24 protein-coding genes are annotated in these 25,613 nt (G+C 70.3%); 15 read left to right on the top strand and 9 right to left on the bottom strand.

All coding sequences use genetic code 11. The features are described from left to right. Positions 1 to 3: 3 nt before the first annotated feature. Genes EV186_RS00175 through EV186_RS39760 form a run of 3 tightly spaced genes read right to left on the bottom strand, consistent with a single transcriptional unit; the run spans position 4 to position 2,024 of the window. A complete protein-coding gene (locus EV186_RS00175; protein ID WP_133847065.1) occupies positions 4 to 807 on the bottom strand; it encodes a Nif3-like dinuclear metal center hexameric protein in 804 nt (267 codons plus the stop codon). Then, positions 808 to 1,824, bottom strand: coding sequence for an Rv2231c family histidinol phosphate aminotransferase CobC (cobC, locus tag EV186_RS00180; protein WP_243753737.1), 1,017 nt, complete (start codon positions 1,822 to 1,824; stop codon positions 808 to 810). Positions 1,825 to 1,838: 14 nt separating this feature from the next. Further along, positions 1,839 to 2,024: a hypothetical protein gene (locus EV186_RS39760; protein ID WP_243753738.1), complete on the bottom strand. Its 186-nt coding sequence runs from the start codon at positions 2,022 to 2,024 to the stop codon at positions 1,839 to 1,841. Positions 2,025 to 2,231: 207 nt separating this feature from the next. On the opposite strand from EV186_RS39760, the gene EV186_RS00185 reads away from it, so the two are divergent. From EV186_RS00185 to EV186_RS00200, 4 genes are read left to right on the top strand one after another with little or no spacing between them, the layout of a single operon-like run. After that, positions 2,232 to 2,684: a low molecular weight protein-tyrosine-phosphatase gene (locus EV186_RS00185; protein WP_133847066.1), complete on the top strand. Its 453-nt coding sequence runs from the start codon at positions 2,232 to 2,234 to the stop codon at positions 2,682 to 2,684. After that, positions 2,677 to 3,477: a fructosamine kinase family protein gene (locus EV186_RS00190; protein WP_133847067.1), complete on the top strand. Its 801-nt coding sequence runs from the start codon at positions 2,677 to 2,679 to the stop codon at positions 3,475 to 3,477. Before EV186_RS00185 ends, EV186_RS00190 begins: the two co-directional genes overlap by 8 nt. Positions 3,478 to 3,503: 26 nt before the next feature. Then, positions 3,504 to 4,322 carry an SURF1 family cytochrome oxidase biogenesis protein gene (locus EV186_RS00195; protein WP_133847068.1) on the top strand — a complete coding sequence of 273 codons (819 nt, stop codon included), beginning with the start codon at positions 3,504 to 3,506 and terminating at the stop codon, positions 4,320 to 4,322. A gap of 46 nt (positions 4,323 to 4,368) precedes the next feature. Continuing rightward, on the top strand, positions 4,369 to 5,220 hold the full coding sequence (locus tag EV186_RS00200) for a thermonuclease family protein (RefSeq protein ID WP_133847069.1): 852 nt from the start codon (positions 4,369 to 4,371) through the stop codon (positions 5,218 to 5,220). Between the two features lie 180 nt (positions 5,221 to 5,400). Here the strand turns inward: EV186_RS00200 and EV186_RS00205 are convergent, their stop codons facing one another. Then, positions 5,401 to 6,336: a cobalamin biosynthesis protein gene (locus tag EV186_RS00205; protein ID WP_133847070.1), complete on the bottom strand. Its 936-nt coding sequence runs from the start codon at positions 6,334 to 6,336 to the stop codon at positions 5,401 to 5,403. Between the two features lie 99 nt (positions 6,337 to 6,435). Here EV186_RS00205 and EV186_RS00210 point away from each other — a divergent pair, with 99 nt between their 5' ends. From EV186_RS00210 to EV186_RS00230, 5 genes are all read left to right on the top strand, one after another. Beyond that, entirely contained in the window at positions 6,436 to 7,992 is a 1,557-nt protein-coding gene (locus EV186_RS00210) for a DUF2397 domain-containing protein (RefSeq protein ID WP_243753739.1), read from the top strand. Then, on the top strand, positions 7,985 to 9,238 hold the full coding sequence (locus tag EV186_RS00215) for a TIGR02678 family protein (protein WP_133847071.1): 1,254 nt from the start codon (positions 7,985 to 7,987) through the stop codon (positions 9,236 to 9,238). The genes EV186_RS00210 and EV186_RS00215 overlap by 8 nt, the downstream gene beginning before the upstream one ends. 167 nt (positions 9,239 to 9,405) lie before the next feature. Then, the gene (locus tag EV186_RS00220) at positions 9,406 to 13,488 is read left to right on the top strand and encodes a TIGR02680 family protein (protein WP_243753740.1); all 4,083 of its coding nucleotides are present in this window, start codon (positions 9,406 to 9,408) and stop codon (positions 13,486 to 13,488) included. A 76-nt stretch (positions 13,489 to 13,564) separates the two neighbouring features. Next, entirely contained in the window at positions 13,565 to 14,188 is a 624-nt protein-coding gene (locus tag EV186_RS00225; RefSeq protein ID WP_133847073.1) for a NucA/NucB deoxyribonuclease domain-containing protein, read from the top strand. Then, on the top strand, positions 14,176 to 14,751 hold the full coding sequence (locus tag EV186_RS00230) for a DUF6461 domain-containing protein (RefSeq protein WP_133847074.1): 576 nt from the start codon (positions 14,176 to 14,178) through the stop codon (positions 14,749 to 14,751). Before EV186_RS00225 ends, EV186_RS00230 begins: the two co-directional genes overlap by 13 nt. Positions 14,752 to 14,911: 160 nt before the next feature. Here the strand turns inward: EV186_RS00230 and EV186_RS00235 are convergent, their stop codons facing one another. After that, positions 14,912 to 15,166, bottom strand: coding sequence for a hypothetical protein (locus EV186_RS00235; protein ID WP_133847075.1), 255 nt, complete (start codon positions 15,164 to 15,166; stop codon positions 14,912 to 14,914). A 90-nt stretch (positions 15,167 to 15,256) separates the two neighbouring features. Between EV186_RS00235 and EV186_RS00240 the strand changes: the two genes are divergently transcribed. The 4 genes from EV186_RS00240 to EV186_RS00255 are packed head-to-tail and all read left to right on the top strand — an operon-like array spanning position 15,257 to position 18,433. Continuing rightward, positions 15,257 to 16,102, top strand: coding sequence for a helix-turn-helix domain-containing protein (locus EV186_RS00240; protein ID WP_133847076.1), 846 nt, complete (start codon positions 15,257 to 15,259; stop codon positions 16,100 to 16,102). Continuing rightward, entirely contained in the window at positions 16,099 to 16,380 is a 282-nt protein-coding gene (locus EV186_RS00245; protein ID WP_243753741.1) for a DUF397 domain-containing protein, read from the top strand. The genes EV186_RS00240 and EV186_RS00245 overlap by 4 nt, the downstream gene beginning before the upstream one ends. Positions 16,381 to 16,400: 20 nt before the next feature. Next, the gene (locus EV186_RS00250; RefSeq protein WP_133847077.1) at positions 16,401 to 17,327 is read left to right on the top strand and encodes a DUF4352 domain-containing protein; all 927 of its coding nucleotides are present in this window, start codon (positions 16,401 to 16,403) and stop codon (positions 17,325 to 17,327) included. Next, positions 17,312 to 18,433 carry a pentapeptide repeat-containing protein gene (locus EV186_RS00255; RefSeq protein WP_133847078.1) on the top strand — a complete coding sequence of 374 codons (1,122 nt, stop codon included), beginning with the start codon at positions 17,312 to 17,314 and terminating at the stop codon, positions 18,431 to 18,433. The genes EV186_RS00250 and EV186_RS00255 overlap by 16 nt, the downstream gene beginning before the upstream one ends. Here the strand turns inward: EV186_RS00255 and EV186_RS00260 are convergent. Next, positions 18,430 to 19,143, bottom strand: coding sequence for a phosphodiesterase (locus EV186_RS00260; RefSeq protein WP_133847079.1), 714 nt, complete (start codon positions 19,141 to 19,143; stop codon positions 18,430 to 18,432). The two genes, EV186_RS00255 and EV186_RS00260, sit on opposite strands and share 4 nt — an antisense overlap. An 83-nt stretch (positions 19,144 to 19,226) precedes the next feature. Here EV186_RS00260 and EV186_RS00265 point away from each other — a divergent pair, with 83 nt between their 5' ends. Next, positions 19,227 to 20,579, top strand: coding sequence for a M14 family zinc carboxypeptidase (locus EV186_RS00265; protein ID WP_133847080.1), 1,353 nt, complete (start codon positions 19,227 to 19,229; stop codon positions 20,577 to 20,579). A gap of 16 nt (positions 20,580 to 20,595) precedes the next feature. Here EV186_RS00265 and EV186_RS00270 read toward each other — a convergent pair whose 3' ends face one another. Both EV186_RS00270 and EV186_RS00275 read right to left on the bottom strand, forming a co-directional pair. Further along, the gene (locus tag EV186_RS00270) at positions 20,596 to 21,525 is read right to left on the bottom strand and encodes a zinc-binding dehydrogenase (protein ID WP_133847081.1); all 930 of its coding nucleotides are present in this window, start codon (positions 21,523 to 21,525) and stop codon (positions 20,596 to 20,598) included. A gap of 27 nt (positions 21,526 to 21,552) precedes the next feature. Next, the gene (locus tag EV186_RS00275) at positions 21,553 to 22,434 is read right to left on the bottom strand and encodes a LysR family transcriptional regulator (protein WP_133847082.1); all 882 of its coding nucleotides are present in this window, start codon (positions 22,432 to 22,434) and stop codon (positions 21,553 to 21,555) included. A 73-nt stretch (positions 22,435 to 22,507) separates the two neighbouring features. Here EV186_RS00275 and dapA point away from each other — a divergent pair, with 73 nt between their 5' ends. Then, on the top strand, positions 22,508 to 23,365 hold the full coding sequence (gene dapA, locus EV186_RS00280) for a 4-hydroxy-tetrahydrodipicolinate synthase (protein ID WP_133847083.1): 858 nt from the start codon (positions 22,508 to 22,510) through the stop codon (positions 23,363 to 23,365). Positions 23,366 to 24,402: 1,037 nt separating this feature from the next. Here the strand turns inward: dapA and EV186_RS00285 are convergent. Then, a complete protein-coding gene (locus EV186_RS00285; protein ID WP_166658967.1) occupies positions 24,403 to 25,524 on the bottom strand; it encodes an HNH endonuclease signature motif containing protein in 1,122 nt (373 codons plus the stop codon). Between the last annotated feature and the right edge of the window lie 89 nt (positions 25,525 to 25,613).

Genomic DNA, 25,613 nt, shown 5'->3' on the forward strand with positions numbered 1-25,613 from the left:
TGTTCATGACCTCCTGGTGGCCCACGCCGCGGTCCACGGATCGGTGCGCAGGGTGGACACGGTGACGTCGACCGTACCGTCGAACGCCACCTCGATGACGCCCGCCGCCTGCGCGCACCACGGCCACTCGCTCGCCCAGTGCGCGACATCCACCAGCGCGGGCGCGCCCGGCTTGGCCAGGTGCTCACTCGCCGGGTGGTGCCGCAGGTCGGCGGTGACGTAGGCGTCGACGCCCGCGGCGGTCGCGGCGTCGAGGAAGCTGTCGCCCGAGCCACCGCACACGGCGACGGTTTCGATGGTCCGGCTCAGCTCGCCCGCGGCCCGGACCCCACCCGCGGTCTCGGGCAGCGCAATGCCGACGCGGTCGATGAACTCGGCGAACGGCTGCGGGTCCACTTCGCCGATCCGCCCGCTGTTCGTCTCGGGCACCAGCGGCCCGGTGATCTTCAGGCCCAGCGCCTTGGCCAGGGCGTCGGACACGCCGGGCTCGGCGTTGTCAGCGTTGGTGTGCATGCAGAGCAGGGCCGCGCCGCCCCGGACCAGCCGGTGCACGAGGCTGCCCTTGGGGGTGTCGGCCGGGACGCCGTGCACGCCCCGCAGCAGCAGCGGGTGGTGGGCGACGATCAGCTGTGCGCCTTGGGCGAGCGCCTCGTCGACGGTGGCGTCCACCGGGTCGACGCAGACGAGCACCTTGGTCACGGGCTCGGCGGGGTCGCCGCAGACGAGGCCGACGGCGTCCCACGACTCGGCGAGCTCGGGCGGGTACGCGGCCTCGAGCACGGCGATGACGTCGGCGAGCGTCGGCATCTACAGCACCTCCCTGAGCGCGGCGAGCAGCCGGTCGGTGTCCTCGGGTGGGCGGACGGTGATGCGCAGGTGGTCCTCGGTGAGGCCGGGGAACGTGTCACCGCGGCGCACGGCGATCCCGCGCTCACGCAGGGCCTCGCGCACCCGTTTGGCGCTCGGCATCCTGACCAGCAAGAACGGCGCGACGGCCGGTTCGTGCACGGTGAACCCGAGGTCGCCGAGGTGCTTGGCCAGATCGGCGCGGTAGGTCGCGTACAGCTCCGCGTCGGCCTGGGCCTTGGCCACCGCGTCGGGCTCGCAACACGCGGCCACCGCGGTCAGCGGGAGACTTCCCACCGGCCACTGTGGACGGTGTGCGGCGAGTTCGCGCAGGATGGCGGGTTCGGCCAGCGCATAACCGGCCCGCAGCCCCGCGAGCGCCCACGTCTTGGTCAGGCTGCGGAACACCAGCAGGCCAGGGAGCTGTTGTCCCGCAAGCGTTTCCGGCTCGCCGGGGACCGCGTCCATGAACGCCTCGTCCACCACGAGGATGCGTCCCGGCCGGGTCAGCTCGGCGATCACGTCGGCCTTGTGCAGGACGGAGGTGGGGTTGGTCGGGTTGCCGAGCACGACCATGTCGGCGTCCTCGGGCACGAGTTCGGGGCGCAGGGTGTCGCTGAGCACGCGGTGCACGGGCACGCCGGCCTTGCGCAGCGCGACCTCGGGCTCGGTGAAGCTCGGGTGGATGATCGCGGCCTTGTCGGGCAGCAACTGGGGTAGCAGCGCGAAGCCTTCGGCCACCCCGTTGAGGATCAGCACCTCGCTCGCGTCCCGCCCGTGCCGTCGCGCGGCGGCCGCCCGCGCGGCCAGGTCCAGCTCACGCGCGGGGTAGCGCCCGAGGTCGCCGAGCGCGTCGACGAGCCGCTCCCGCAACCAGCCGGGCGGTTGCGCGCCACGCACGTTGACGGCGAAGTCGAGCAGCCCGGGCGCGGCCTCGAGGTCGCCGTGGTGGCGCAGTAGTCGCAGGTCACCGCTCACCGCCGGGATTCTAGTCAGCGCCGATCGGACGGCCGCCCGGAGTCGTAGATGATCGTCGACCCCCGCTGGATCTCGATGCGGGTCCGGCCACCTTTCTTGATCACCGCTCGCACCAGCAGGTGGTGCGAGACCGTCTTCGCCAGCACCCGGATCGTCACGAGCAGACCGGCGACGCCCATCCCGAGCAACTGCCACGTCATGGCGACCTCCGAGGACCATCAGCGTTCGCCGTGACGGTAGCCAGCGCGCCTGCGCCCAGACTCGCTTCGCGCCCAGTTGCCGCCGCGCGCCACCTGCGGCAATGCCCCAAAAGACCAGGTCGCCAGCGGACACCCAGGTAGACCTCCTTTTCGGCCACCAGTGGTCGAAACGCAGGCCGGAGAGCAGCAGTCCCTAGGCTGGGCCGGGTGCACATCAGCTTCATCTGCACCGGGAACATCTGCCGGTCGCCCATGGCCGCCTCGATCGTCCGGGAGCACCTGCGCCGGGCCGGGCTCGAGCACGTCGAGGTGACCAGTGCCGGGACTGGCTCGTGGCACGTCGGCGAGCCGGCCGACCGGCGGGCGCAGGCGACGCTCGTCAAGCACGGCTATCCCACCGAGCACATCGCCGCCCAGGTCGGCCCCGACCACCTCGACGCCGACCTGCTCATCGCCCTCGACCGCGGCCACGCCCGCGAGTTGCGCGCGCTCATCGGCGACGACCCCAGGATCCGGCTGCTACGCAGCTTCGACCCGGACGCCGACGACAACGACGTGCCCGATCCCTACTACGGCGCGGACGACGGCTTCGGCGAAGTCCTCGACATGATCGAAAAGGCGGCACCCGGCGTGGTCCAGTGGGTCCGGGAACATGGTTGATCCCGCCCGGATCATCGCCGAGGCAAAGGCGATCAGGAGCCTCGGCGGCACCGTCCAGCTCGTCGAGGTCGACGGCGAACTGCTCGTGGTCAAGCGCCACGACGGCGCCGAGGCCGCCGGGCTGCGCTGGCTGAAACCGGTGCCGGAGATCAGGGCCGTCGACGACGAGTACCTCATCACCACCTACATCCCGGACGCCCCGGCGACCAGGCAAGCCGCCGAGGACCTGGGCCGGAACCTCGCGGAAATGCACCAAGCCGGCGCCGATGCCTTCGGCCAACCGCCACCCGGCGGCCCCGAGGACGCCTGGATCGGCCTGGCGCCCATGCGCAACACCCCCGCCGAGGACTGGCCGGAGTGGTTCGCCGAGCACCGGATCCTCCCCTACCTCAAAACCGCCGTCGACCGGCGGGCGATCGACGACCCGAAGCCGATCGAGCAGGTCTGCGACGCCATCCGAGACCTGGCCGGACCGCCGGAACCACCCGCACGACTGCATGGCGACCTGTGGTCCGGCAACGTCCTCTTCAGCCACGACGGCGCGTACCTGATCGACCCGGCCGCGCACGGCGGTCACCGCGAATCCGACCTCGCCATGCTCCAGTGGTTCCCCTGCCCGCACCTCGACCGCGTCCTCGCCGCCTACGACGAGGCAACCCCGCTGGCCGCCGGCTGGGAACAGCGGGTCCCGCTCCACCAGCTCTTCCCCCAGCTCGTCCACGCCGCCCTCTTCGGCGGCGGTTACGGACGAACCGCCCAGGAAAGCGCACGCCGAGCCCTGCGCAGCGCGTGACCCGGCGCACGGCATACCGTGGTCACGTGCGGTTGCGGTTGCTGCTACGTCCGAGCTGGCTCGCGTTGACGCTGGTCGTGCTGGTGTTCGCGGGGGCCTGCTTCGTCGTGCTCTCGCCGTGGCAGTTCCGGCGCAACGCCGAGCAGAGCGCCCAGAACGCCGAGCTGCAGGCCTCCTTCACGGCCAAGCCGGTGCCGATCGAGACCGCGCGACCCGGCGAGTGGCGGCAGGTGATCCTGCGCGGCCAGTACCTGCCGGACAAGGAGACCGTCGCGCGCCTGCGCACCGTGCAGGGTGAGCCCGCGTTCGAGGTGCTGACCCCGTTCCGGCTGGACAGCGGCGGTGTCGTCCTCGTCGACCGCGGTTACGTCCCGCCGGTCCAAGGCGTGCACGTCCCGCCCTACCCGGCCGCACCGGCCGGCCCGACCTCGGTGACGGCGCGGACTCGGGCCGGTGAGACCGACCCGCAGCACCGGCCCGCCTTCAACGACGCCACCACCGACGGCCGCACCCAGGTCTACGCGATCGACGTGCCCATCGTGGCGGCCGCGACGAAGCTCCCGCTCGCGCCCGGTTACGTCCAGCTGGTCGACGGCCAGCCCGGCGGTCTGCGCACGCTTCCCTTGCCGCAGTTGGATTCCGGCCCGTACCTGTCCTACGCGCTGCAGTGGATCGCGTTCGGCACGATGGCGTTGCTCGCGCTCGGCTACTTCAGCTGGCGGGAGATCCAGCCCGGCGGCGCGCTGGCCGAGCCGCGGCCCGACAAGCCCAAGCGCCGCTCGGTTGCCGCGATGATCGCCGAAGACGAAGCCGCCGAACGTCACGAACACGCCCACCAGCCGTAACCACCGCCTGAGCCGCACCCGACTTCCCAAGTGGAGGTGGGTGACGATGGCTTTGACGATGATCAAAGGACGTTTCCGCGTGCTGGGTGCGTCCCCCGACGGTGACTCCGTGCGCTTCTACGCCGACGACCCGACGGCGTTCGCGCGCGCGAACATCAAGGTGCGCCTCAACGGCCAGGGCGGCGCGCAACTGCGCCTCGACGGCATCGACGCGCTCGAAACGCACTACGCGAGCTGGCACCAGCAGACCGAGTTGGGCAACGCGGCGTCGAAGAAGCTCCTGGACTACCTCGGCTTCAAGAACGTGCGGCGCAACAACCGCGGCCTCGTGAGCTCGGCCAAACCCGACGAGGTGCCCGGCCACATCATGACCCGCTTCGCCGACAAGTACGGCCGCGCGGTGTCCTTCGCCTTCAAGGGCACGCCGCCCGCCGACGAGGACGACGGCGACCAGGTCTTCCTGGACGTCGGACGGATGCGCAAGTCCGCGAACCACACGATGCTCGAGTCCGGCCTGGCGTACCCGACCTTCTACTCGCTGCTCTACGTGGACCTGCGCAAGGCCATGGCTGACGCGTCGAACAAGGCCCGCGCGGCCGAGAAAGGCGTGTGGCGCACCGACCGGACCACGACGGGCTTCGACGTGACCGCGCGCGACCAGCTCAGCGACCTGGTCATCCTGCCGAAGCTGTTCCGCCGCCTTGTCGACTACCTCGACCTCGACGAAACCGGCGGCGCCTCCCTGGACGGCTTCGCCCACTACCTCGACACCCGCAACGACCGCCTCTTCACCGTCCCGGACGGCCATTCCACCGAACTCGCCACGCTGGTCGAGGTCGAAGGCCGGCACATCGACATGACCGTCCCGCCGGAGCGCATCGTGTTCGTGGAGGCCTGACGGCCCACTTTTCCACAGGCGACCAGTTGTCCACAGATTCACGCAAACCCCGTCCGACCAGCCCAAACCCGATAGACTGGGTAAGGGGGAGCCCCCAGGGAGGGTGGGCCCGCGCCCGGAGCGGAAACCAAGATCAACAGGTGTGCAAGATCCACAACCGAGCGAGATCCACCGACACACCTAACGCCGGCGCAGGAAAGCCAACGCCGCCGCCGCTCCAGCGGCCAGCAACCCCACCACCCGCGACAACTCCACCGCCCGCGTGACGTGACCGGCGTCAGGATTGCGCCCGTCACCGAGCACGGGCCGCTCCTCGACCCCGTGCGGGTACACCGTGCGCCCGCCGAGCCGGATCTCCAGCGCGCCGGCGAAGGCGGCCTCCACCCGGCCCGCGTTCGGCGACGGATGTGCCGCGGCATCCCGCCGCCACGCATGCCAGGCACCCTGCGCCGAACCACCGACCACCGGGGCCGCGACCACGGTCAAGGCCGCCGCGGCACGTGCGGGCAGCAGGTTCGCCAGGTCGTCCAGTCGCGCGGCGGCCCAGCCGAAGCGCCGGTAGCGCGGCGAGCGGTGCCCGATCATGGCGTCCAGCGTGTTGACCGCCCGGTACCCGACGAGCCCGGGCACGCCGGCCACGGCACCCCACAGCAGCGGCGCCACGATGGCGTCCGACGTGTTCTCCGCGACCGATTCGACGGCGGCGCGGGCCAGCTCGCCGCCGGTCAGCCGGGACGGATCGCGCCCGCACAACGCAGGTAGCCGCTCCCGTGCCGAGGAGAGGTGCCCGCCGTCGAGGTCGGCGCCGATGGCCGTGCCCTCGCGCGCCAGCGACGCGCCACCCAGCACCACCCAGGTCGCCGCGGCCGTGGTCGCGATCCGCACGACCGGCCGCCCGCTCCCGAGCCGCTCCACCAGCACGCCCGAGGACACGACGAGCAACGAAAGCCCAAGGGCGTGCACGACGCCAGGCAGCTTCTGATCGCGGTAGGTGAACCGTTCGGTCCACTGGGCGAGTTTGCCGAAACCGGCCACCGGGTGCCGTCGCCGCGGGTCGCCGAACACGCTGTCCGCCGCCACCCCGAGCAGCAGTCCCACCGCGCGCGCCGCGCCCACCCGCACCCCTCCAAGAAGCGACTCCCCCGAGCCGCTCGAAACGGTAGTCCTCGTGCCGCGGGGCGCAGCTCTCACCCCCGACAGCTATCGTGACCGGTCGTGGATGGTGAGCAGGAGCTGATCGAGGCGAGCCTGGACGACGCGGTGGCGCGCAGGCTCAACCTCTACGCCTACCTGCAGGCGAGCAGGCACCCCCGCACGTACCTCGCGATCATGCGGCTGTTCACCTCGACGCTGCTCGCCGACCTGTCCGCCGGTGAGGTCGCGGCGGCCCTCACCGCGGCCGAGCGCGACGGGCTCGTCGACCCCGGTGAGTCCCATGTGGACAATGTGCTCGAGCGGCTGCGCCAGCTCAAGGAGTGGGGCAACCTCGTGCACGGCCGGCGCGAGACGATCGCGTCGAGCATCGCCGAGTTCCAGCACGGCAGCATGCGCTACCAGGTCAGCAAGCTGGCCGTGCGCGTGCAGCGCGACGTCGACGAGCTGCTGCGTGTGCCCGAGGGTGCCCGCGAGGTCTCCCGCGAACTGCTGCCGGCCATCGACCGCGGGCTCGCGAGCCTGCGCCAGGCCCTGTCGAGCGCCGCCGCGGCCGACCAGCGCGGCGAGCCGGCCAAGGCCCGCAAGGCCCGCGAACTGCTGGCCGAGCACGTGACGACGCTCTTCCTGCAGCACGGCGAGCTGGCTGCCACCGTGCGCGACTTCTACGCCTACCTCGGCCAGATCCTCACCCGTCACCACCTGGTGCCCGACGAGATCTCCGGGTTCCGCAACCTGCTGGTCGAGTACATCCAGCTGGTGGTCGAGGACGTGCTGCGCTACACCCCGACCATCGCCGCCACGCTGGCCGAACTGCGCGATGCCCGCGGTGAGCTGCTGCGCCTGCTGCGCCCGGCCGAGCAGCTGGGCGAGCGGGTGGAACGCACCCGCGGCCGCACCGAGGCCGACTGGAACGAGCTCACCGACTGGTTCGTCGACCGCCCGGGCAAGCCCAGCCAGGTCACCGCCCTGCGCGACGCGACGACCAGGGCGATCGGCGCGCTGCTGGCCACGGTCAAACGTGCGACCACCGGTGGCGGCCTGCTGCCGAGCCGGCGCGGCGAGCTGCTGAAGCTGGCCGGGTGGTTCGCCAACGCCGAACCCGAGCAGGCGCACGCGATCTACGCCTCCGCGTTCGGCCTCTACTCGTCGCGGAACCTGTTGCCCGCACCGGAACACGACGGCGACGACGAGCACACACCGTGGGCCGACGGACCCGTGGTCGACGTGTCGGTGAGCGTGCGCGGGCGTGGCGACCGGGGTGCGCGCGGGCGTCCGTCGCGGATCATGGACGACCCGATCACCGAGCAGGGGCTCCTCGCCCAAGCCCGCGAATCCGACAAGCGCCGAGCCGCCGCGGCCGCGGAACTCGTTGCGGCATCGGACAACCTGAGCGGCGCCGAGCTGTCGTCCGACGCCCTCGGCGCCCTGTGCGAACTGCTCACCCTCGCCATGGCCCAGCGTGACAGCGCCGACGACGCGGGCTCGGCCACCGACCAGGTCCGCGGCCTCACCCTCACGGTCACCCCGACCAACGGCGAGGTGACCACCATCCGCAGCGCGGGCGGCACCCTGACGCTGCGCGACGCGAAGCTCGCCCTGGCGGCGATCGATGGCTGACCGCCGCACGCCCGAACCAGGCACCACCTTGCTGGCCGAGCTGTCGGACATCGATGCCGCCGAGGTGGCCCGCTGCGCGCGTGTGCTGCTGCGCCACCCATTGCTGCGCCCCGGCGGCCCGGACGGCGACCTGGTCCCGCTCGTCTACCGCCACCGCGCCCCGCTGCAGGAGCTCTTCGCCACCCTGCTCGGCTACCGGCTGGTCGTCGAACGCCGGTTCGCCCGCCTCTACAAGGCCGGCGCGGGCCACGACCCGACCCGCGGCGAGAACGCCCTGAGCCCACGCGGGTACGCCTACGTCACGCTCGCCATGGCCGCGCTCACCGGTGTCGGCAAGCAGGTGTTGCTCTCCCGACTGGTCGCCGACATCCGTTCCGCCGCAACGGAAGCAGGCATCACGGTCACCGACGACCTCGCCGACCGGCGCGCGGTGACGGCGGCGTTGCGCCACCTGATCGGGCTCGGCGTGATCAACGAGACCGACGGCACGGTGGCCGGGCTCATCGGCGACCAGCCGGCCGAGGCGTTGATCACCATCGACACCGATCTGCTCGGTCAGCTGCTCGCCGGGCCGCTGGCCACGGCGGACACCCCGGACGAGCTGATCGCGCAGGCCACCCACCCCGAGCAGCTGGGCGTCGAGCACGCGGTGCGGCGCCAGCTCGTCGAGGATCCCGTTGTGCTGCACGCGGATTTGCCGCCCGAGCACGCGGAATGGCTGCAGCGCAGGCAACGCCGCGAGTCGATGCTGCTCGAGCGCTGCTTCGGCCTGGTCACCGAGACCCGCGCCGAGGGCGTCGCGGTCACCGACCCCGAGGAATACCTGACCGACATCCCGTTCCCGTCCACCGGCACGATCGCCCGCATCGCCCTGCTCGCGTTGCCGGAGCTGCTCGACCCCGAGGACGCGCTCGACCTCGACGTGCACCGCGACGACGGCCGCGTGCCGGTGTCCGCCGAGCGGGTCCGGCTGGTCTGCGACCGGCTGCTCAACGACTACCCGACGGCGTGGTCGCGGCAGGCCACCGAGGACCGGGATGCCTTGCCCGGCACCGTGATGGCGTTGCTGGTCACGCAGCGCCTCGCGGTCGCGGAGGGCGACGGCTGGCTGCTCAGCCCGGCCGCGCACCGCTGGCTGCCCTCGCCGGACGACACCCCGGCCAAGAGCGCCGCCCCCGAGCAGCCACCGCCGGAGGTGCCCGGCTGGTCCCTGTTCGACGATCCCGATGCGAAAGAGAACCCATGACACCCCATGACGCGACATCTGGCCACGGGGCCGTCAACCGCACCTCAGGGGAACGTGACGCAACCCAGCCACAATCACGAGACCAACTGGCACCTTCCGTACACAACGCAACCGGCGGAGAGAAATCCGGGGAGGCGGGACAGGCGGCCCCGATCTCCCGGTGGCGGTTGCACCGTGGCGGGATCGTCAACATCTGGCAGTACCGCGAGCAGGTCTTCGACTTCTCCGGCGGCCGCGCGGTTTTCCAGGGCACCAACGGTTCCGGCAAGTCCCGCACGCTGGAGCTGCTGCTGCCGCTGTGCCTGGACGGGGATCTGCGCCACCTGGGTTCCAAGGGCGCGGGCACGGTGTCGATCCGCCGCCTCATGCTCGACGACTACGACGGCGGCCCGAACCGCATCGGCTACGCGTGGATCGAGCTGGAGCGCGACGGTGAATCCGGTCCCCAAGGTCCAGAGAAGCAGTACCTGACGTGCGGGCTCGGGGTGAAGGCGTCGGCGACCTCGCAGCAGATCAGCGATTCGTGGCGATTCGTGACGCCGCAACGGATCGGCTTCGACGTGCAGGTGGTCGGCAGCGACCGCGTGCCGCTGGGTCCGGCCGCGTTGCGCGATGTGCTCGGGGCCGACCGCGTGCTCGACGAGGCGGCTTTCCGGGCGAAGGTGGCCGAGACGGTCTACGGCGTGCCCGCCCCGCGTTACGGCGACCTGCTGCACCTGCAGCGCACGTTGCGCAACCCCGACATCGGCCTGAAGGTGCTGGAGGGGCAGCTCGAGCAGATCCTGTCCGACGCGTTGCCGCCGCTGGACGCGGGCATGATCGAGCAGCTCGCGGCGTCGTTCGAGGACCTGGAGTCGATCCGGGAGAACATCACCAGCCTCGCCTCCGCCGACACCGCGTTGCAGGCGTTCCTCGACGGCTACCGCGGTTACGCGCTGGGCGCGTTGCGTTCCTCGGGCACGGCCGCGCGCGCCGCTCAGTCCACTGTGGACAAGGCGTTGGCCGAGGTGCGCCGGTTGAGCAACCGGCTCGACCAGCACAAGGCCCAGCACGACGAGGCCCGCGAGCAGGTCACCGCCATGGAGACCCGCGAGGTCGAGCTCGAAGAGGGCGTCGCCGCGCTCAAGGAGCTGCCCGCCTACCTGGGCCTGCGTGACCTGCAGGACCGCGAGCGGCTGGTCGGTCAGGCCCGTGAGGGTGCGGTGCGCGCGTTGGAGAACGCGGCCAGCATGCGTGCCAACGCCGACCGCGCCGTGGAGACGGTGCTGACCGCGTTGCGCCGCCTGAGCGAGGACACCGATTCGGCGATCGAGCACGCCGGCACCACGGCGGCGAAGCTGGCCGCGGCCGGGCTCGACCGCAACCTGGCCCCGAAGGTGCCCGCCGCGCCCATGGCCGAGCCACGCACCAAGGCCGACAAGGTCCGGGCCAAGCCCGACCCGGAGGCCGAGCCGCTGGAGATCCAGCGCCGGGTCCCGCCGACGCTGGCCCCCGACGAGCTGACCGAGGCGCTGACCGCGGCCGCCGCGCAGGCCGCCGAGGCGATCAGTGCTGCCACGCAACGGGTCGCGCTCACCTCGTCGTTGTACGAGCGGGCCGCCGGTGCGGACAAGCGTGACCAGGACGTCGACCGCCTGCGTGACACCGCACGCCAGGCCCAGATCGAGGCGACCGAGGCCGCGGGCCGGCGCAACGAGGCCCGCCAGCGGCTCACCGACGCCGCGCACGTGTGGTGTGAGCAGGCCGAACAATGGACGCTGGCCGGTCCGTTCGCGGGCGACCACGCGCCGCGCCCGCCGCGCCCGGGCACCGTCGACGACGTGCTCGCCGACCCCGGGGCGACCCGCGCCGCGCACGAGACCGCCCGTCAATGGGCCGCGCCGCACCTGCGTTCGCTGCGCCAGCGGGTGGCCGGTGCCGAACAGCTGGTGTCCGGTGTGGACAAGCAGATCGCCGAGACCGAGGCGCGGTTGATCGAGCTGCGCAAGGGCCGCGACACCACGCCCGCGCGCCACCCCTATGTCGCCGCGTCGCGGGACACCGAGGCCGGCGCGCCGTTCTACCGGCTCGTCGATTTCGCGCCCGGCGTCTCCCCCGAATCGCGCGCGGGCATCGAAGCGGCGCTGCAGTCGTCCGGCTTGCTGACCGCGTGGGTCGGCCCCGCCGAGGACGACGACATCTGGCTGGACGGCGCCGAACCCGTCTCCGGACCGTCGCTCGCCGACGTGCTGGTCCCCGCCGTCGAGACTGGTTCCCCGGTGTCGGCGCAGGTCGTGGCGGCCCTGCTGCAGTCGATCGCGCTGGACGCGGACGGGGCGCTTTCCGTGAGCCCGTCCGGGCAGTGGCGGGCCGGCGTGCTGCACGGCGCACTGTCCAAAGCGGACGCCGAGTACGTCGGCGCAGGCGCCCGCGACGCGGCCCGCACGCGGGCGGTCGCCGAGCTGTCGGCGACGCTGGAAGAGCTTGCGGCGCAACGGGACACGGCTGTCGAAGAGCTGAACACCGCGCAACGCGACGTGACCGCCTGGGAGAGCCACCTCGAGGCGTTCCCGGACGACCGCGCCCTGATCACCGCGCACGCGACCGCCGCGGCGGCCGACACCCTGGCCGTCGAGGGCGCCTCGCGCGCCGAACGGCTGCGGGCCGAGCTGGACGCCGAGCAGGGCCGGTTCGCCGCCGTGCGCACGGAGTTGGCGCAGGACGCGGCGGCCGCCGGGCTGCCCGCCGAGACCGAGGCGTTGCGCCGGGCCAACGCGGCCGCGACCGAGGCCCGCACCAGCGCGCAGCAGTTGCGCGAGGCGTTGACCCGCCGCTGCGTGAGCACGGTCCGCGACCTCGCCGACGCCCTGCACGACCACGCCGCGGCCGACGACGACCGGGACACCGCCGAGCAGGCCGCCGAGGCCCAGTGCACGGCGTTCGCCCGCGAAGCGCGCGCGCTGGAAGACCTGCGTTCGTCCATCGGCGGCGAGGCCGAGGAGATCTCCCGGCGCCTGGCCGCGATGGAGTCGCAGCGCCGCGAGGTGCGTGCCGGGCTGCCCGCCGCGCGCGAGGCCGCCACCGAGGCGTCGAACCAGGTCGCCAAGACCGAGACGCTGCTGGAGACCCGGCGCGCGGAGATCGACGGCAAGCGCGAGGCGGCCGATCGTGCCGTCGCCGCGTTCCGCGAAGCCCTTGCCGCGCCTGGGGTTTGGCCCGCCGCCGTGCCCGGCAATGAGACAGTGCCCGGCAGCGAGACGGCGCCCGAGGACCCCGACGAGGCGATGACGGCCTTGGAGGCGGTGAGCACGAAGACGGTCGCCGAGGAGAAGGTGATCACCAAGCTCCAGGCGTTGCAGACGGCCTTGGCAGGCAGCCACAACGTGCTGACCGAACGGCACGCCGGGCTGCTGACCGTGGTGGTCGCCGCCGAGGACGGCCCGCGTCCGGTGGCGGTCGCGGCCACCCGCGTGGCCGAGCGGCTGAACGAGCGGCGCGGTTATCTGACGGAGTCCTACCAGGGGATCTTCGCGCTGCACCTGGTCCGCGAGCTGGCCGACCGGTTGTCCGCGCAGATCGAGATCGCCGAGGACCTGTGCCGGCGCATGAACGACGTGCTCGACACGGCGCGGTCCAGCCAAGGCGTGCACGTGCAGCTGGAGTGGCGCCCGGCGTCGTGGCTGGACGACGCGACGACGGAGGCGCTGACGTTGTTGCGCACCCCGTTCGCCAAGCGCACGCCGGATCAGGACGAACGGTTGCGGCGGGCGTTCACCGAGCGCATCGAGGCCGAGCGGGACGCGGCCAACGACAGTTATTCGGAGATCCTGGCGCGCGCGCTGGACTACCGCGCCTGGTTCGCGTTCACCGTGCGGGTGCGCGACACGGGGCCGGACGGCAAGCCGCGGCTGCGCCGGTTGCGCCAGCTGTCGTCGGGTGAGACCCGCCTGATCTCGTACGTGACGTTGTTCGCCGCGGCGGCCGCCTTCTACAGCGCGATCGCGGCCGGAGCGGCCGGGATGGAACCGCTGCGCCTGGTGTTGCTCGACGAGGCGTTCGAGCGCCTCGACGACCCGACGATCGCCCGCATGCTCGGGTTGCTGGTGGACCTGGACATGGACTGGGTGATCACGTGGCCCAGCGGCTGGGGCGTGTCACCGAAGATCCCGCGGATGCACATCTACGACGTCCTGCGCCCCAAGTCCGGCCACGGCGTGGCGTGCACCCACACCACCTGGGACGGCGCCGCCCTGGACCGCGACGACCCCTGACGCGTCGCAACCCTCCGCCCTGGACGCAGAGTGATCAATCAGGCGCTCTATGTGGAGGTCAGCGTGAGGGGGAGCCATGGCGAGGTCGCGCACCAGCACTTTCGTGCCGCTTCTGATCGTGCTGGGCGTAATAGCTGTGCTCAGTCCCCAGCTCATCGGCAAAGTCGGCGGCCTGTTCGGCGACAGCGAACCAACGCTGATCGGCACAGGTGAGACCGCATTCCTCGTTGGCTCTGACGGCGAGTCCGAGGCCGAGCGCTGCGATGCCGATGAGCTGCTGCGCAACCGGCGCTGTGACAAGCTCAAAGTCGTGGTCATCGACGCGGCGAAGATGCCGTTCATCGCACGCAACATCAAGCTGGCATGGACTGATGGCAAGCCTGCAGTGTTGACCCGCAATTCGACCAAGCGAGCCACCAACCGCGCTGCCGCCTGCGGTGGCTTCGTGGCGAAGTATCCCCGTGGCTCGTGCGACGAGTACGCCTTCGCCACCACCGAACAGGGCGGTGCCGGCGCTCGAACGGAAGAGGTGCCCTTGCGCGAACAACGGTGCCAAGGCGGGGCGGTCAACGCTGGATACGTCAGGGCGAACATCCAGCAAGGAGAAGACTTCCTGGTGGTCATCTGGAGTCCCAGCGACATCGCCGGTAGCGCCTTCACCGGAGACGACGCCGCCAAGGACCAGTCGTGCGACGGTTGAGCGAGCACTACTCATGGGTTGAGCACGAGTACGACCTCGCGTGGACGATCGCCGTCATCGCAGACCGGAGGGCGGCTGAGGTGCTTGCCGCGTACGGATCGACTGCGGAGCACGGTGAGCTGACCGTGCGGGCAGCACTGGTCGAGCGCGCCGAGCACTTCGACGACTACGGCCTGCTCCAAGTGCTCGACGTCCGCGGCGCCGTCGTGGCAATCGAACCCAACGGCTGGACCGGCACCGCACCCGCACTCGCGGAACGCCTGTCGGTCGACGGCGGGCATTTCTTCGCTGTCTATTGGAGTCCGTCGGGCTGCCAAATCGTCGAGGCCCGCGACGGTCGGCTGACCGGCCGGTTCGATCCGACCTTCATCGGGTCGGCGGCGGGAGCCAACGACCTGCTGCCCGGCTGGGTGGAACCCGAGGATTTTCCTTTGGCGCACGTCGAGGCGTCTTCGCTGGCAGCACTTGAACGACGAACGGGCGTTGCCGTCGACCGGTCGTGGATCGACAAACCTTTGACCACCTACCGGCTCCCGCCGGCTGGTGGTCGTTCGGCCGAATGAGACCCCTTACCCACAAGGCGCGTCCCACACTCACGCCGGGTGTGTCCCCCGTTCCGGCAGGGCGTGTCCCCCGCTCCCGCCGGGTGTGTCCCCTCGTCCGGCCGGGTGTGTCCCCCGCTCCCGCAGGGTGTCCCCTGTTCCGGCAGGGTGTGTCCCACGCTCAGGCGGGTTGGTGGTTGTTGGGTTGCAGGTAGTCGATCACGGTGCGCAGGGACTCGACCATCGTGTCGAGTTGGTCGATGGCCGCGACTGCCTGCTCGGCGGCCTTGCGCAAGCGCGGGTCGTTCCCGGCCTCGGCGAGGGTTTTCAGCGGCGGGATGACCCGGCGCGTGACGTGCCAGCGGTTGGCGGTGGCGTCGATGCGGGTGGCCCACAGGATGCGCAGCATCTCGGGCAGGTTGGCTTGCTCGCTCATGCCTACCACTATCGGGTCGGAATCAGTCGGACCGGAATTTCCGGGTGCGATCATGTGAACACGCACGGTCAGCACCCGGGGGAGAATCTCGTGACGCAGAAAAAGCCGCCACTTCGTCGGCGCCGCCTGGGACGGCGGCTGCGTGCCCTGCGGGAATCCGCCGGGCTGACGTTGGACGAGGCCGCGCGCTCCTTGGACATGAGCCGAACCTCGCTGTTCCGGATCGAGAGCGCCGAGACCAAGGCCAACGTGCACGTCGTCCGCTCGATGATGGACCTCTACGACCACTACGAGGAAGGCCTGCTCCAAGCAGTCCGCGACGCCGCCGAACCCAGCTGGTTCATCACCTACGGCGTACAAGACATGGGCTACACCGACGCCGAGACCGAAGCCAGCCGAGTCTGGATCTATCCAGGCATGCAACTACCCGGTCTCTTGCATGTCGAGAACTACATTCGTGCGCAGCTCGCTCACGCCAGCCGCCGCCGAAGCGCAAAGCAGGTGGAGAACCAGGTTGCGGTGCGGCACATCCGTCAGCGGCGGCTCACCAGCCTCGACAACCCGCTCGACCTGGTCGCAGTCATCGACGAAGCCGCACTTACCAGAGAGATCGGTGGGCCACTCGTGCTCCGCGAGCAGCTCGATCACCTGGTGATGATGGCCGAACTGCCATCAGTAACTCTTCATGTGCTGCCCCAGCGAACATGTCCTGTCAACGCACTGGATGGCAGCTTTGCCCTGCTGGGCTTTCCCAATCCAGACGAACCAGATCTGCTGTACCACGAGTACGTGACTGGAGCACTGCATATTGAGGACGAGGAAGAGGTCCGGGCAGCTAGACTGAGGTTCGACTCGCTCCGAGGCGAGGCATTGAACCAGGCGGACTCGGTGGCCCTCATCGAGCAACACGCCATCGAACTGCCCGCATCATCTTGAAAGAGGCGAACACCTTGTCCACAGTGGACTTCTCGGGGCTGGCGTGGCGCAAGAGCAGCCGCAGCACGGCCAACGGCGACAACGGCGAGTGCGTGGAGATCGCCTTCACTCACGACTGGCGCAAGAGCAGCCGCAGCACGGCCAACGGCGACAACGGCAACTGCGTGGAGATCGCCTTCACCGGTCCCGTGGTCGCTGTGCGTGACTCGAAGAACCCCGAGGCCACCCCACTGGCCATCCCGGCCACCGCTTTCACCAACTTCCTGCGCTCGGTGTAGCCGAGGTGTAAGACGGCCCCATGAAGATCGGGGCCATGCGCATCACCACGTGCCTGCTCGCCGTCACGGTGCTCGCGGGTTGCACCACGTCCGTCCCCGGCACGCCCGAGTCGCGCCCGGTGGTCGGCACGATGACCTCCGGCGGCGGCCTCGACGTCACCCTCGTGTCCTTTGTGGACCCCGCGCCGCTGTACCAGGCCGACGAGTACGACTCGAAACCCCAGGACGGCGACCACCTGGTGGCCGCCCAGCTGCGCATCCACAACACCGGTGACCGCGACTACCTGGTCGACCCGATCACCGAGGCCTCGGTCCTCGCGGCGGGCCAGGAGTTCGACACGTCGCTCGCGGCCACGTCGGCGGGCGTCATGCTCGACCAGGTGTCCCTGTCGCCGGGCCAGACGGTGCTCGGTTACGTCACGTTCGACGTGCCGGAGCAGGTGCGCACCACCCAGGTCCGCTTCGAGCCGAACCACGGCGCCGCGATGCTGTGGCAGGTCGGTCCGAACGGCAAGCCGCACCCGCCCGTCCCGTGGCCCGACGCCCGCAAGAGCGTGCACCGCATGGGTGAGCAGGCGACCATCACCTCCGAGGGCCGGCAGCTCATCGTGGCGCCCACCAAGCTCACCGACCCGGCACCCGCGCAGGCCCAGGTCGACGCCGGCATGGGCCAGCACGTCGTCCAGGTCGACTTCACCGTCTTCGCCAACACCGGCCCCACCACCGACGACCCGTCGCTGCGGATAATGACGATCTACGACAACGCCGACCAGCCGGTCAACGCCCACATCTACAGCATGGAGGCCTCGGTGGAACGTCCGCTGACCGTCGGCGAGCAGACCACGTGGCCGGTCCAGTTCGTGGTCCCGGACGGTTTCGTGCCCGACCACATCTCCTTCCGCCCCGAGTTCGGCCGCACCACCACGACGTCGTGGGCGCTGTCGTGACCCAGGTCCGAGTCCTGTCGACCAAGGCCGTCGTGCTCACCGGCGTGGCCCTCCTGGTGATCGGCGTGGGCCTGGCGATCTGGTTCGTCCTGGCCTACGGCGGCCACGACAACCAGTTGGAAGCGATCAAAACCGCGGGCACCTTCGTGGTCGGCGGCGGCGGAGCGGCGGCGTTGTACCTGACCGCCCGGCGCCAGCGCAGCAACGAAATGGCGTTGCAACAGAAGGAACTCGACCAACAACAAGCCGACCGCACCTACACCCTGCAGGAACGAGTCGCCGCCGCCACCGAAGCCGAATCGCAGCAACGCCGAATCACCGAGTCCTACGGCGCGGCTTTGGAACAGCTGGGCAGCGACAAACCGGCCGTCCGCCTGGGCAGCCTTTACGCCCTGGAACGCCTGGCCCAGGACAACCCCGCCCAACGCCAGATGATCGTCAACGTCATCTGCGCCTACCTGCGCATGGCCCCAGAAACGCCTTCACCGCAAGAGAACGAGGTCCGGCGCACCGCCCAGCGCTTCCTGGGCGCGCACCTGCGCCCAGCCGAGCCGGGCCAGTTCTGGGCGGGCATCGAACTGGATCTGTCCGAAGCCGTGCTGGACAGCTTCGATCTCCGGGCCTGCGAGGTCGGCACGGCCACCTTCCACGGCACCGAATTCCTCGGCAGCACTTCGTTCGAGTACTGCCGGTTCACCGGGACCGCCCATTTCGACAACGCGTCGTTCCAGGGGGTGGCGGACTTCCACGCCGCCGGATTCGCCGGCGAGGCGTCGTTCATCGACACGGAGTTCGGCTACACGACGTTCAGGCAGGCCCGCTTCGCCGTGGTCCGGTTCACCCGCGCGACGTTCCGCGCGGATGTCCGGTTCAGCAACGCGGAGTTCACGGTCAGCGCCGCCTTCAACCGGGCGGTGTTCCACCAGGGCGCGTCGCTCGTGTCAGCTGTGTTCGCCGACCCACCCGATCTGACGCGCGCGCTGGCCCGCGGCACCGTCGACGGCGAGTGGCCGCGGGGCTGGCGCACCGCACCGCTCGACGAGACCGACAAGGTGCCGGAGGGCGGCGACCCCAGCCAGTGGCGCAGGCTGGTCCGCCAGGACTAAACGACCGTGCGATAGAAGGTCGTCAACCTTCGTTCGTCATCCAGCACGTGCAACGCCAGCCCCGGCGCGTGCTCCCGCTTGTCCTCCACCGGCAAGACCAAAGTGGACACAACCCCGGGACACACCACCAACGGCCGCCCCGCAAATGTGGTAGCCCCCGCCGTGTGCGCATGCCCGCACAACACCGCCACCACTCCCGGGTGCCGCGCGATCACCGCTTCCAACCGCTCCGCCCCGAACTGCCGGATCCCGTCCACCCACGAGTGCAACAACACCGGCGGGTGGTGGAAACACACGAACGACGGCCCGTCCCCGAGCACGGAATCCAGCCACGCCAACGTTTCGTCCGCCAGCCACCCGTCGTCGCGGCCCGGGATCGACGAATCGCACAGGGCGAACCGCACTCCACCGATGTCGTGCACCGAATTGATCGGCTCCTGCGACGCCGCCTGGCCGAGCAGCACCTGGCGGTAGACGGCGCGGTCGTCGTGGTTGCCAGGCGTCATCAGGACCGGGCACGGCAGGTCCAGCAGGTCCGCGAGTTCCTTGTACTCCTCGGCCAGGCCGTGGTCGGCGAGATCGCCGGTGACGAGCACGGCGTCGAGCTCGCCGGCGAGCGGGCGCAAGTAGTCCACGACCTGCCGCGCCCGGGCCGTGGCGCGCGGGCCGTTGTCCAAGTGCAGGTCGCTGAGCTGGGCGAAGGTGAGCACAACCGGACCCTACGTACGGAGGGTCACAACCCGATCACGGCGTCGATAGGCTTCCCCGAGGCCCACGTCGGGGAGGAGCCACCGTGAAATTCAAGAAAGGTGCGGCTGTGTTGGCCGCACTGACCGCCGGGGCGGCGTTCGTGCTCGCCCAGCCGGGCGCGACGGCCGCGCCCACGGCGGAGGAACACATCGTCTACCGCGTCGCGGGCGGCGCGCAGCACGCCGACGCGTTGCTCGGCAACGGTCTCGACGTGCTCGAGGAGCGTTCCGGCAACGACCTGTTCGTGCTCGGCGACTCGAGCACGCCGGTCACCCTCAACTCGCTCGGCCTGACCGCGACCGTCGACCGGACGATCACCGCACCCACCTGGCAAGCACCCGCCAAGGGCTACCGCTCGGGCCTCGCAGACGACACCTACTACGGCGGCTACCACACGGTGAACGCCCAGTACGCGCACCTGGACTCGGTCGCGTCCGCGCACTCGGACCTCGCCACCGAGGTCACCTACGGCCAGTCGTGGCTCAAGCAGCAGGGCCGCGGCGGCTTCGACCTCAAGGCCATCTGCCTGACGCACAAGGCCGCGGGCGACTGCGACCTGTCGACGTCCGCGCCCAAGCCACGCTTCTTCCTGCACGCGCAGATTCACGCGCGCGAGATCACCACCGGCGACGTGGCCTACCGCTGGATCGACTACCTCGTCGACAACTACGGATCCGACCCGGCGGTGACCGCGCTGATGGACTCCACCGAGATGTGGGTCGTGCCGATCGCGAACCCCGACGGTGTGGACATCGTGCAGCAGGGCGGCGACAACCCGATCCTGCAACGCAAGAACGCCGACGACGCGTTCCAGAAGTGCGGCACCGGCGACACGGGCGTCGACCTGAACCGCAACGCCGGCTCGCACTTCGGCTACAGCGGTTCGTCCGAGGACCCGTGCGACGAGACGTTCATGGGGCCCAGCGCCGACTCCGAACCGGAGAACAGCGCGCTGGAGACATTGCTGACCAAGCTGTACCCGGACACCCGCGCCGACGGCGACGACGCGGCCGCTTCCGCTGACACCAAGGGCATGTTCATCACCCTGCACAGCGACGCGTCGCAGGTGATCTTCCCGTGGGGCCACGACGCGAAGGTGCACACCGGCAACGACGCGGCGCTGCGTGCGTTCGGCGGTCAGCTCGGTGACCTGCTCGGCTACCAGTCGGGTCAGGCGGGCGAGATCCTGTACGACTCGTCCGGCGGCACCGACGACTGGACCTACGACAAGCTCGGCGTCCCGGCGTACACCATCGAGGTCGGCGACAACGACAGCGGCCAGTGCGGCGGCTTCCTGCCCGCGTACTCGTGCCAGGACAGCTACTTCTGGCCCAAGATGCGGCCGGGGCTGATGCTGGCCGCGCAGAAGGCGACCAACCCCTACGACGTTGGTTGACTGAGTTAACAAGCGTCTACATCGTCAGCAGGACCTTGCCGACGTTGCGGCGCAGTTCGATGTCGCGGTGCGCACTGGCGGCCTCGGCCAGCGGGTACGTCGTCCCGATGACGGGACGGAGGGTGCCCGCGGCCGCGGCCGCCAATGCCGAGTTCAGGTTCTTGGTCAGGTCCGGCCAGAACGTCGACAACTGCTCCATGCCGACGCCGTTCGGTGTCGTCGTGGGTGCGCCGCCGGCCATGCCGTAGCTGGAGAACCGGCCTCCATCGGCCACCAGCCTCGCGGCCTGCGCTCCGAGCTCGCCGCCGACCCCGTCGAAGACCACGTCGACACCGCCGGTCAGCTCGCGCACGCGGTCGGTCCACTGTGGATCGCCGTAGTCCACGGCTTCCGCCGCGCCGAGTTCCTTGGCCGCGGCCAGCTTGTGCTCGCCCCGGGCCGCAGCGATCACGCGCGCGCCCTTGGCCGTGGCGAGCTGGACGAGCAGGCTGCCGAGCCCGCCCAGCGCCGGCTGCACCAGCACCCACTCCCCCGGGCGCACGGGGGTGCGGTCCAGCAACGCGACCGCCGTCGTGCCGTCGTCGATCAGCGCGGTGGCCGGCCGCAGGTCGAGCTCGTCCGGCACCGCGACGGCCTCGGTCACCACGGCCCGCTCGGCGTACCCACCGGCGGCGGGCCGCCCGAGAACCCGTTCGCCGATCCGGCTGGAGTCGACGCCGTCGCCGACCGCGCTGATCACCCCGGCCACCGCGCCGCCCGGCACGTACGGCGGCTTGGCGTCGACGAACTCGGGCCCGTTGCCCTGCCGCACCTGCACGTCCAGCCAGAGCACGCCGGCGGCCGCGACCTCGATCAGCAGTTCGCCGGGTCCGGGTTCCGGGTCGGGCAGTTCGGTCAGTTCCAGGACGTCGGCGCCGCCGAACCGGGTCGCCACAATCGCTCGCATGACCGCGAGTCTTCAACCTCCAGTGGACTAGAGGTCAAGCCCGGCGATGACGGCCTGGATCGCGGGGCTCGCATCGGCGCTGCGCCGCCAGGCCGCGTGCACCTCACGTTTCGGCGGTCGGCGCAGTGGCCGGTCGACGACGCCCGCGGGGATGCGCGGGCGGGCCAGGCGCGGGATCAACGCGATGACCTCGCCCGTGGCGACCAGCGACATCTGGGTGGCGAAGTCGTCGGCGAGGTGCCGCACGTCGGGCTGGTCCGCGACCAGCCGCTGGAACCATTGGTGGCACACGGTTCCGGGTGGGCTCGTCACCCAAGCCTGGCCCTTGAGGTCGGCGCTGGTCAGCGGTCGCTTGAGCTTGGCCAACGGGTGGTCGCGCGTCATGACGACGTCGCCGAGGTCGGTGTGCAGGTGGTGCTGGGTCAGCGACGGCGGCAACGGCGCGGGGAGCCCGTCGGCGTCGTGCACGATGGCCAGGTCGGCGGTGCCGGCGTCGACGCTGCGCAGGGCTTCGTCCGGGTCCTGCTCGGCAATGCGCAAGCGTAGGTCGGGACACCGTTCGGCGATCTTGCCGAGCTTGGGCGCGAGCAAGCCTCGGATGCCGGTCGAGAAGGCGACCACCCGAAGCGTTCCGCGCGGCGAACCGTCCGCAATGGACTTCGCCGCCTCAGCGCAGCGCTCGAGTGCTTGGAACACCTCGGGTGCCGAGTCCACAATGGCCTGTCCGGCCGGGGTGAGTACCACGCCGCGTCCCGCTTGGGCGAGTACCGGCACGCCGACCTGGCGTTCCAACCGTTTGATCTGCTGGGACACGGCCGAGGCGGTGAACCCGAGTTCGTCGGCGGCCCGGGCGAGCGTTCCCAGCGCCGCCACCGACTGCAGCGCCCGCAGTGCACCCACTTCAATCATGAAGCCAGGCTACGCAATACCCGACAAAAACCATCGCTGGACCAGAGCAATCGCAGCGGCGACGATCGAAGACATGACCTTCGGCAGCAACCTGGTCGCGATGGTGACCCCCATGAATCCCGACGGCTCGATCAGCGAGCCCGCGGTCGCCGGGCTGGTCGAGCACCTGCTGGCCACCGCGTGTGACGGCATCGTCGTGAACGGCACCACCGGCGAATCGCCCACCGTGACCGATGCCGAAGCAGCGCACCTGGTCGGCCTGGTCGCCGCCCGCGCGCCGGTCATCGCCGGCGTAGGCACGTACGACACGGCGAGCAGCATCCGCCGAGCCCGCGACGCCGAGGCGGCGGGCGCGTCCGGGTTGCTGGTCGTCTGCCCGTACTACTCGAAGCCGTCCCAAGCCGGCGTCATCGCCCACTGTCGTGCCGTAGCCGACGCGACCGCGCTGCCGGTGATGCTCTACGACGTCCCAGCCCGCACCGGCATGTCCATGACGGCGGCCACGTTGACCGAACTGGCGGGCCACCCCCGAATCCGCGCCGTCAAGGACGCAAAGGGTGACCTCTTCGAGGCGATGACGGTCATGGCGACCACGACCCTCGACTACTACTGCGGCATCGACGAGCTCAACCTGCCGTACCTGGCGAGCGGCGCCGCGGGCATCGTCAGCGTCACCGGGAACATCGTCGCCGACCGCAATGCCGAACTGATCCGAGCAGTCCGCGACAACGACCTGGCCACGGCCCGCAAGATCAACGCGTCCTTGCTCCCACTGACGGCGGCCCTGATGCACGGTGAAGGCGGAGCGGCGATGGCGAAGGCAGCGCTGGCCGAGCTCGGCATCATCCCGCACCCGACGGTGCGGCTCCCGCTGACCGAGCCGTCCACGCTCGACCAGCTACGCGCGGCCCTCGCCACGGTCTCTGCCTGACCGCGGCTGGGTGAGTCTTCGTAGGTGGTTGCTCTCGCGGCAGAGTTGCTGGCCGTCGTGGGGGCGGCGAACACGCTCGCCAACGGTTTACCGGTGGTTGCGCTGCTTTGGGTGGCCAGGTTGCGTTGCGAGAGCGGGCTGGCGGTTTGGCGAGTGGTCGGAGGTGGTTGCGTGATTGCCTCGGAGGGCGCGTGCCGCGGCCTGCGAGCGGGCCGGGCGGTTGCCGGGGTGAGTGATCGTTGCCGGTTGCTCTCAAGCGGGTGTTCACCGCCGGTGGCAGGGTTGGCCTCTGGGCCGGGAGCACACTTGCCAGGGTTTGCACTGCTTCGGTGGCCGGGTTGCGTTGCAAGAGCGGCCTGCGGTTTCCCGGATGGTCCCGGGATGGCTGCGCGATTGCGTGGGAGGGCGTGCCGCGCTCTGTGAGCGGGTCCGGGGTGGTTGCCGGCGTAGCGGGTGACTGAGGGGAGTCGGGTGATCGTTCCCGGTTGCTCTCGAGTGGGTGTTGCTGCCGCGGGTGTTCGCCGCCGGTGGCTGGTTTGGTCTCGGGGCCGGTGGCGGCGAACACCCTTGCCAACGGTTCCCGCTGGTTGCGTGCCGTGGGTGGCCCAGTTGAGGGGTTGCGGTGCGACGGCGGCCTGCGGTTTGCCGGGTGGTCCCGGCGGTGGCTGAGTTGCGGGCATGCGTTCGTTGGGGGCTGCGTTCGATGCTGGGCGGCTGCTGCGGGGTGGTGGCCGAGTCTCTTCGTGGTGGTTGCTCTCGCAGTGGAGTTGCTTGCCAGGGGTGGCGGCTAGGACCGGGTGACTGACATTGGTTGAGTGGTCGTTCCCGGTTGCTCTCGTGTGGGTGGGGCTGCCGCGGGTGTTCGCCGCCGGTGGCTGGATTGGCCTCGGGGCGGGGAGCGGCGAACACCCTTGCCAACGGCGCCGGTGGTTGCGTGGCGTGGGTGGCCCGGTTGAGGGGTTACGTTGCGAGGGCGCCCTGCGGTTCGCCGGGTGGTCCCGGCGGTGGCTGAGTTACAGGAACTTACGCGGCGTCTTTTAGCCGGCGCGTTGCAGCCACGGCGGTGGCGTGAATACCGGCAGCCCGTTATCCATATGCACCGTCCATTCGGTGTGATGGATCAACCGATGATGATAAGGGCACACCAATACCAGATTATCCAATGTCGTTGGCCCGCCGTCGGCCCAATGTTGAATGTGGTGGGCGTGACATTGGTGTGGTGTTCGTGAGCAGCCCGGGGCGGCGCATCCTTGGTCGCGGATGGCGAGGGCTCTGCGCAATCGTTTGTCGGCCAGGCGGCGGGTTTCCCCGATATCCAGTGGCTGGGATTTGCTGTCGAGGACGATGGGGATGATTTTCGCCTCGCAGGCCACGCGGCGGGCCTGCTCCGGAGCCAGCGTGCGGCCATCATCGAGCATCGCGCGGCCGATCCGAGTCTGCAGAGTCTCCAGAGAGACCGTCACCGCGATGTGCGGACGCTCGCCACCCTCAGCCGGAGCCCGGCCGGAGTCGGCGGCGAAGCCGATGATCTCGGCCAGCGCGTCACCCTGACGCTCGCTCAGGATCCGGTCATCCTGAGGCTGCGGCTTGGCCAACGGGGACAGCAGCGCGCGCAGCACACTCGCATCCTCCCCGCCGAGCCGGAACTGGCCCGACAGCGACCCGTCGCGGTGTTCGTACAGGTCCAGCGTGTTCTGCGCATCCACCACCGTTCGTTCGATGGGTTTGCGACCGTCCGGGTTCAGGGCGTCGACGATGCGCTCGCCCAGGTGGATGAGCTGGGTCGGGTTGAACTTCCGCGCCAACCCCGTCATGTCTACTTCGACCTGTTCGGCGTGCTCGACCGGGACGACTTCCACCGCGGTGGCGATCTTGTCGACATGTGCACCGGAGATCTCTCCAGCGGCCATCGCCGCCCGCGCGGCAGGCAGCCGCGGCGGGATCGGCTGGCCGGTGATCCCGACCTTCGGACACAGCAACTCGACGTGGTGTTCGAGACGTTTGGCCTCTTGGGCGGTCACATGCAGAACGTCCTGCAGGAACCGCCACAACTGGGGATACCCGGACTCTTTCCACTCGAGGTGGGAAATGTCGTCGAGCAGCTTCAACTCCAGACGCCGCAACTGCGCGACAGTCGAGTTAAGCTCCCCCAGCTCCATACCCCCGATCATACCACAACAATCGGCCAAACGGCCTAACCGGGAATGGTGGAATATTCCGGTTCTTCACGCAACCCAGCCACCAACGG

The sequence above is a fragment of the Labedaea rhizosphaerae genome, from assembly GCF_004362825.1.
Taxonomy (GTDB): domain Bacteria; phylum Actinomycetota; class Actinomycetes; order Mycobacteriales; family Pseudonocardiaceae; genus Labedaea; species Labedaea rhizosphaerae.

Excerpts from the sequence above, each read along its gene's own strand:
- EV186_RS00275 (WP_133847082.1), bottom strand. The coding sequence starts at position 22,434 with ATGATTGAAGTGGGTGCACTGCGGGCGCTGCAGTCGGTGGCGGCGCTG.
- EV186_RS00270 (WP_133847081.1), bottom strand. The coding sequence starts at position 21,525 with ATGCGAGCGATTGTGGCGACCCGGTTCGGCGGCGCCGACGTCCTGGAA.
- EV186_RS00235 (WP_133847075.1), bottom strand. The coding sequence starts at position 15,166 with ATGAGCGAGCAAGCCAACCTGCCCGAGATGCTGCGCATCCTGTGGGCC.
- dapA (WP_133847083.1), top strand. The coding sequence starts at position 22,508 with ATGACCTTCGGCAGCAACCTGGTCGCGATGGTGACCCCCATGAATCCC.
- EV186_RS00215 (WP_133847071.1), top strand. The coding sequence starts at position 7,985 with ATGGCTGACCGCCGCACGCCCGAACCAGGCACCACCTTGCTGGCCGAG.
- EV186_RS00250 (WP_133847077.1), top strand. The coding sequence starts at position 16,401 with ATGAAGATCGGGGCCATGCGCATCACCACGTGCCTGCTCGCCGTCACG.
- EV186_RS00200 (WP_133847069.1), top strand. The coding sequence starts at position 4,369 with ATGGCTTTGACGATGATCAAAGGACGTTTCCGCGTGCTGGGTGCGTCC.
- EV186_RS00285 (WP_166658967.1), bottom strand. The coding sequence starts at position 25,524 with ATGGAGCTGGGGGAGCTTAACTCGACTGTCGCGCAGTTGCGGCGTCTG.
- EV186_RS00190 (WP_133847067.1), top strand. The coding sequence starts at position 2,677 with ATGGTTGATCCCGCCCGGATCATCGCCGAGGCAAAGGCGATCAGGAGC.
- EV186_RS00175 (WP_133847065.1), bottom strand. The coding sequence starts at position 807 with ATGCCGACGCTCGCCGACGTCATCGCCGTGCTCGAGGCCGCGTACCCG.
- EV186_RS39760 (WP_243753738.1), bottom strand. The coding sequence starts at position 2,024 with ATGACGTGGCAGTTGCTCGGGATGGGCGTCGCCGGTCTGCTCGTGACG.
- EV186_RS00225 (WP_133847073.1), top strand. The coding sequence starts at position 13,565 with ATGGCGAGGTCGCGCACCAGCACTTTCGTGCCGCTTCTGATCGTGCTG.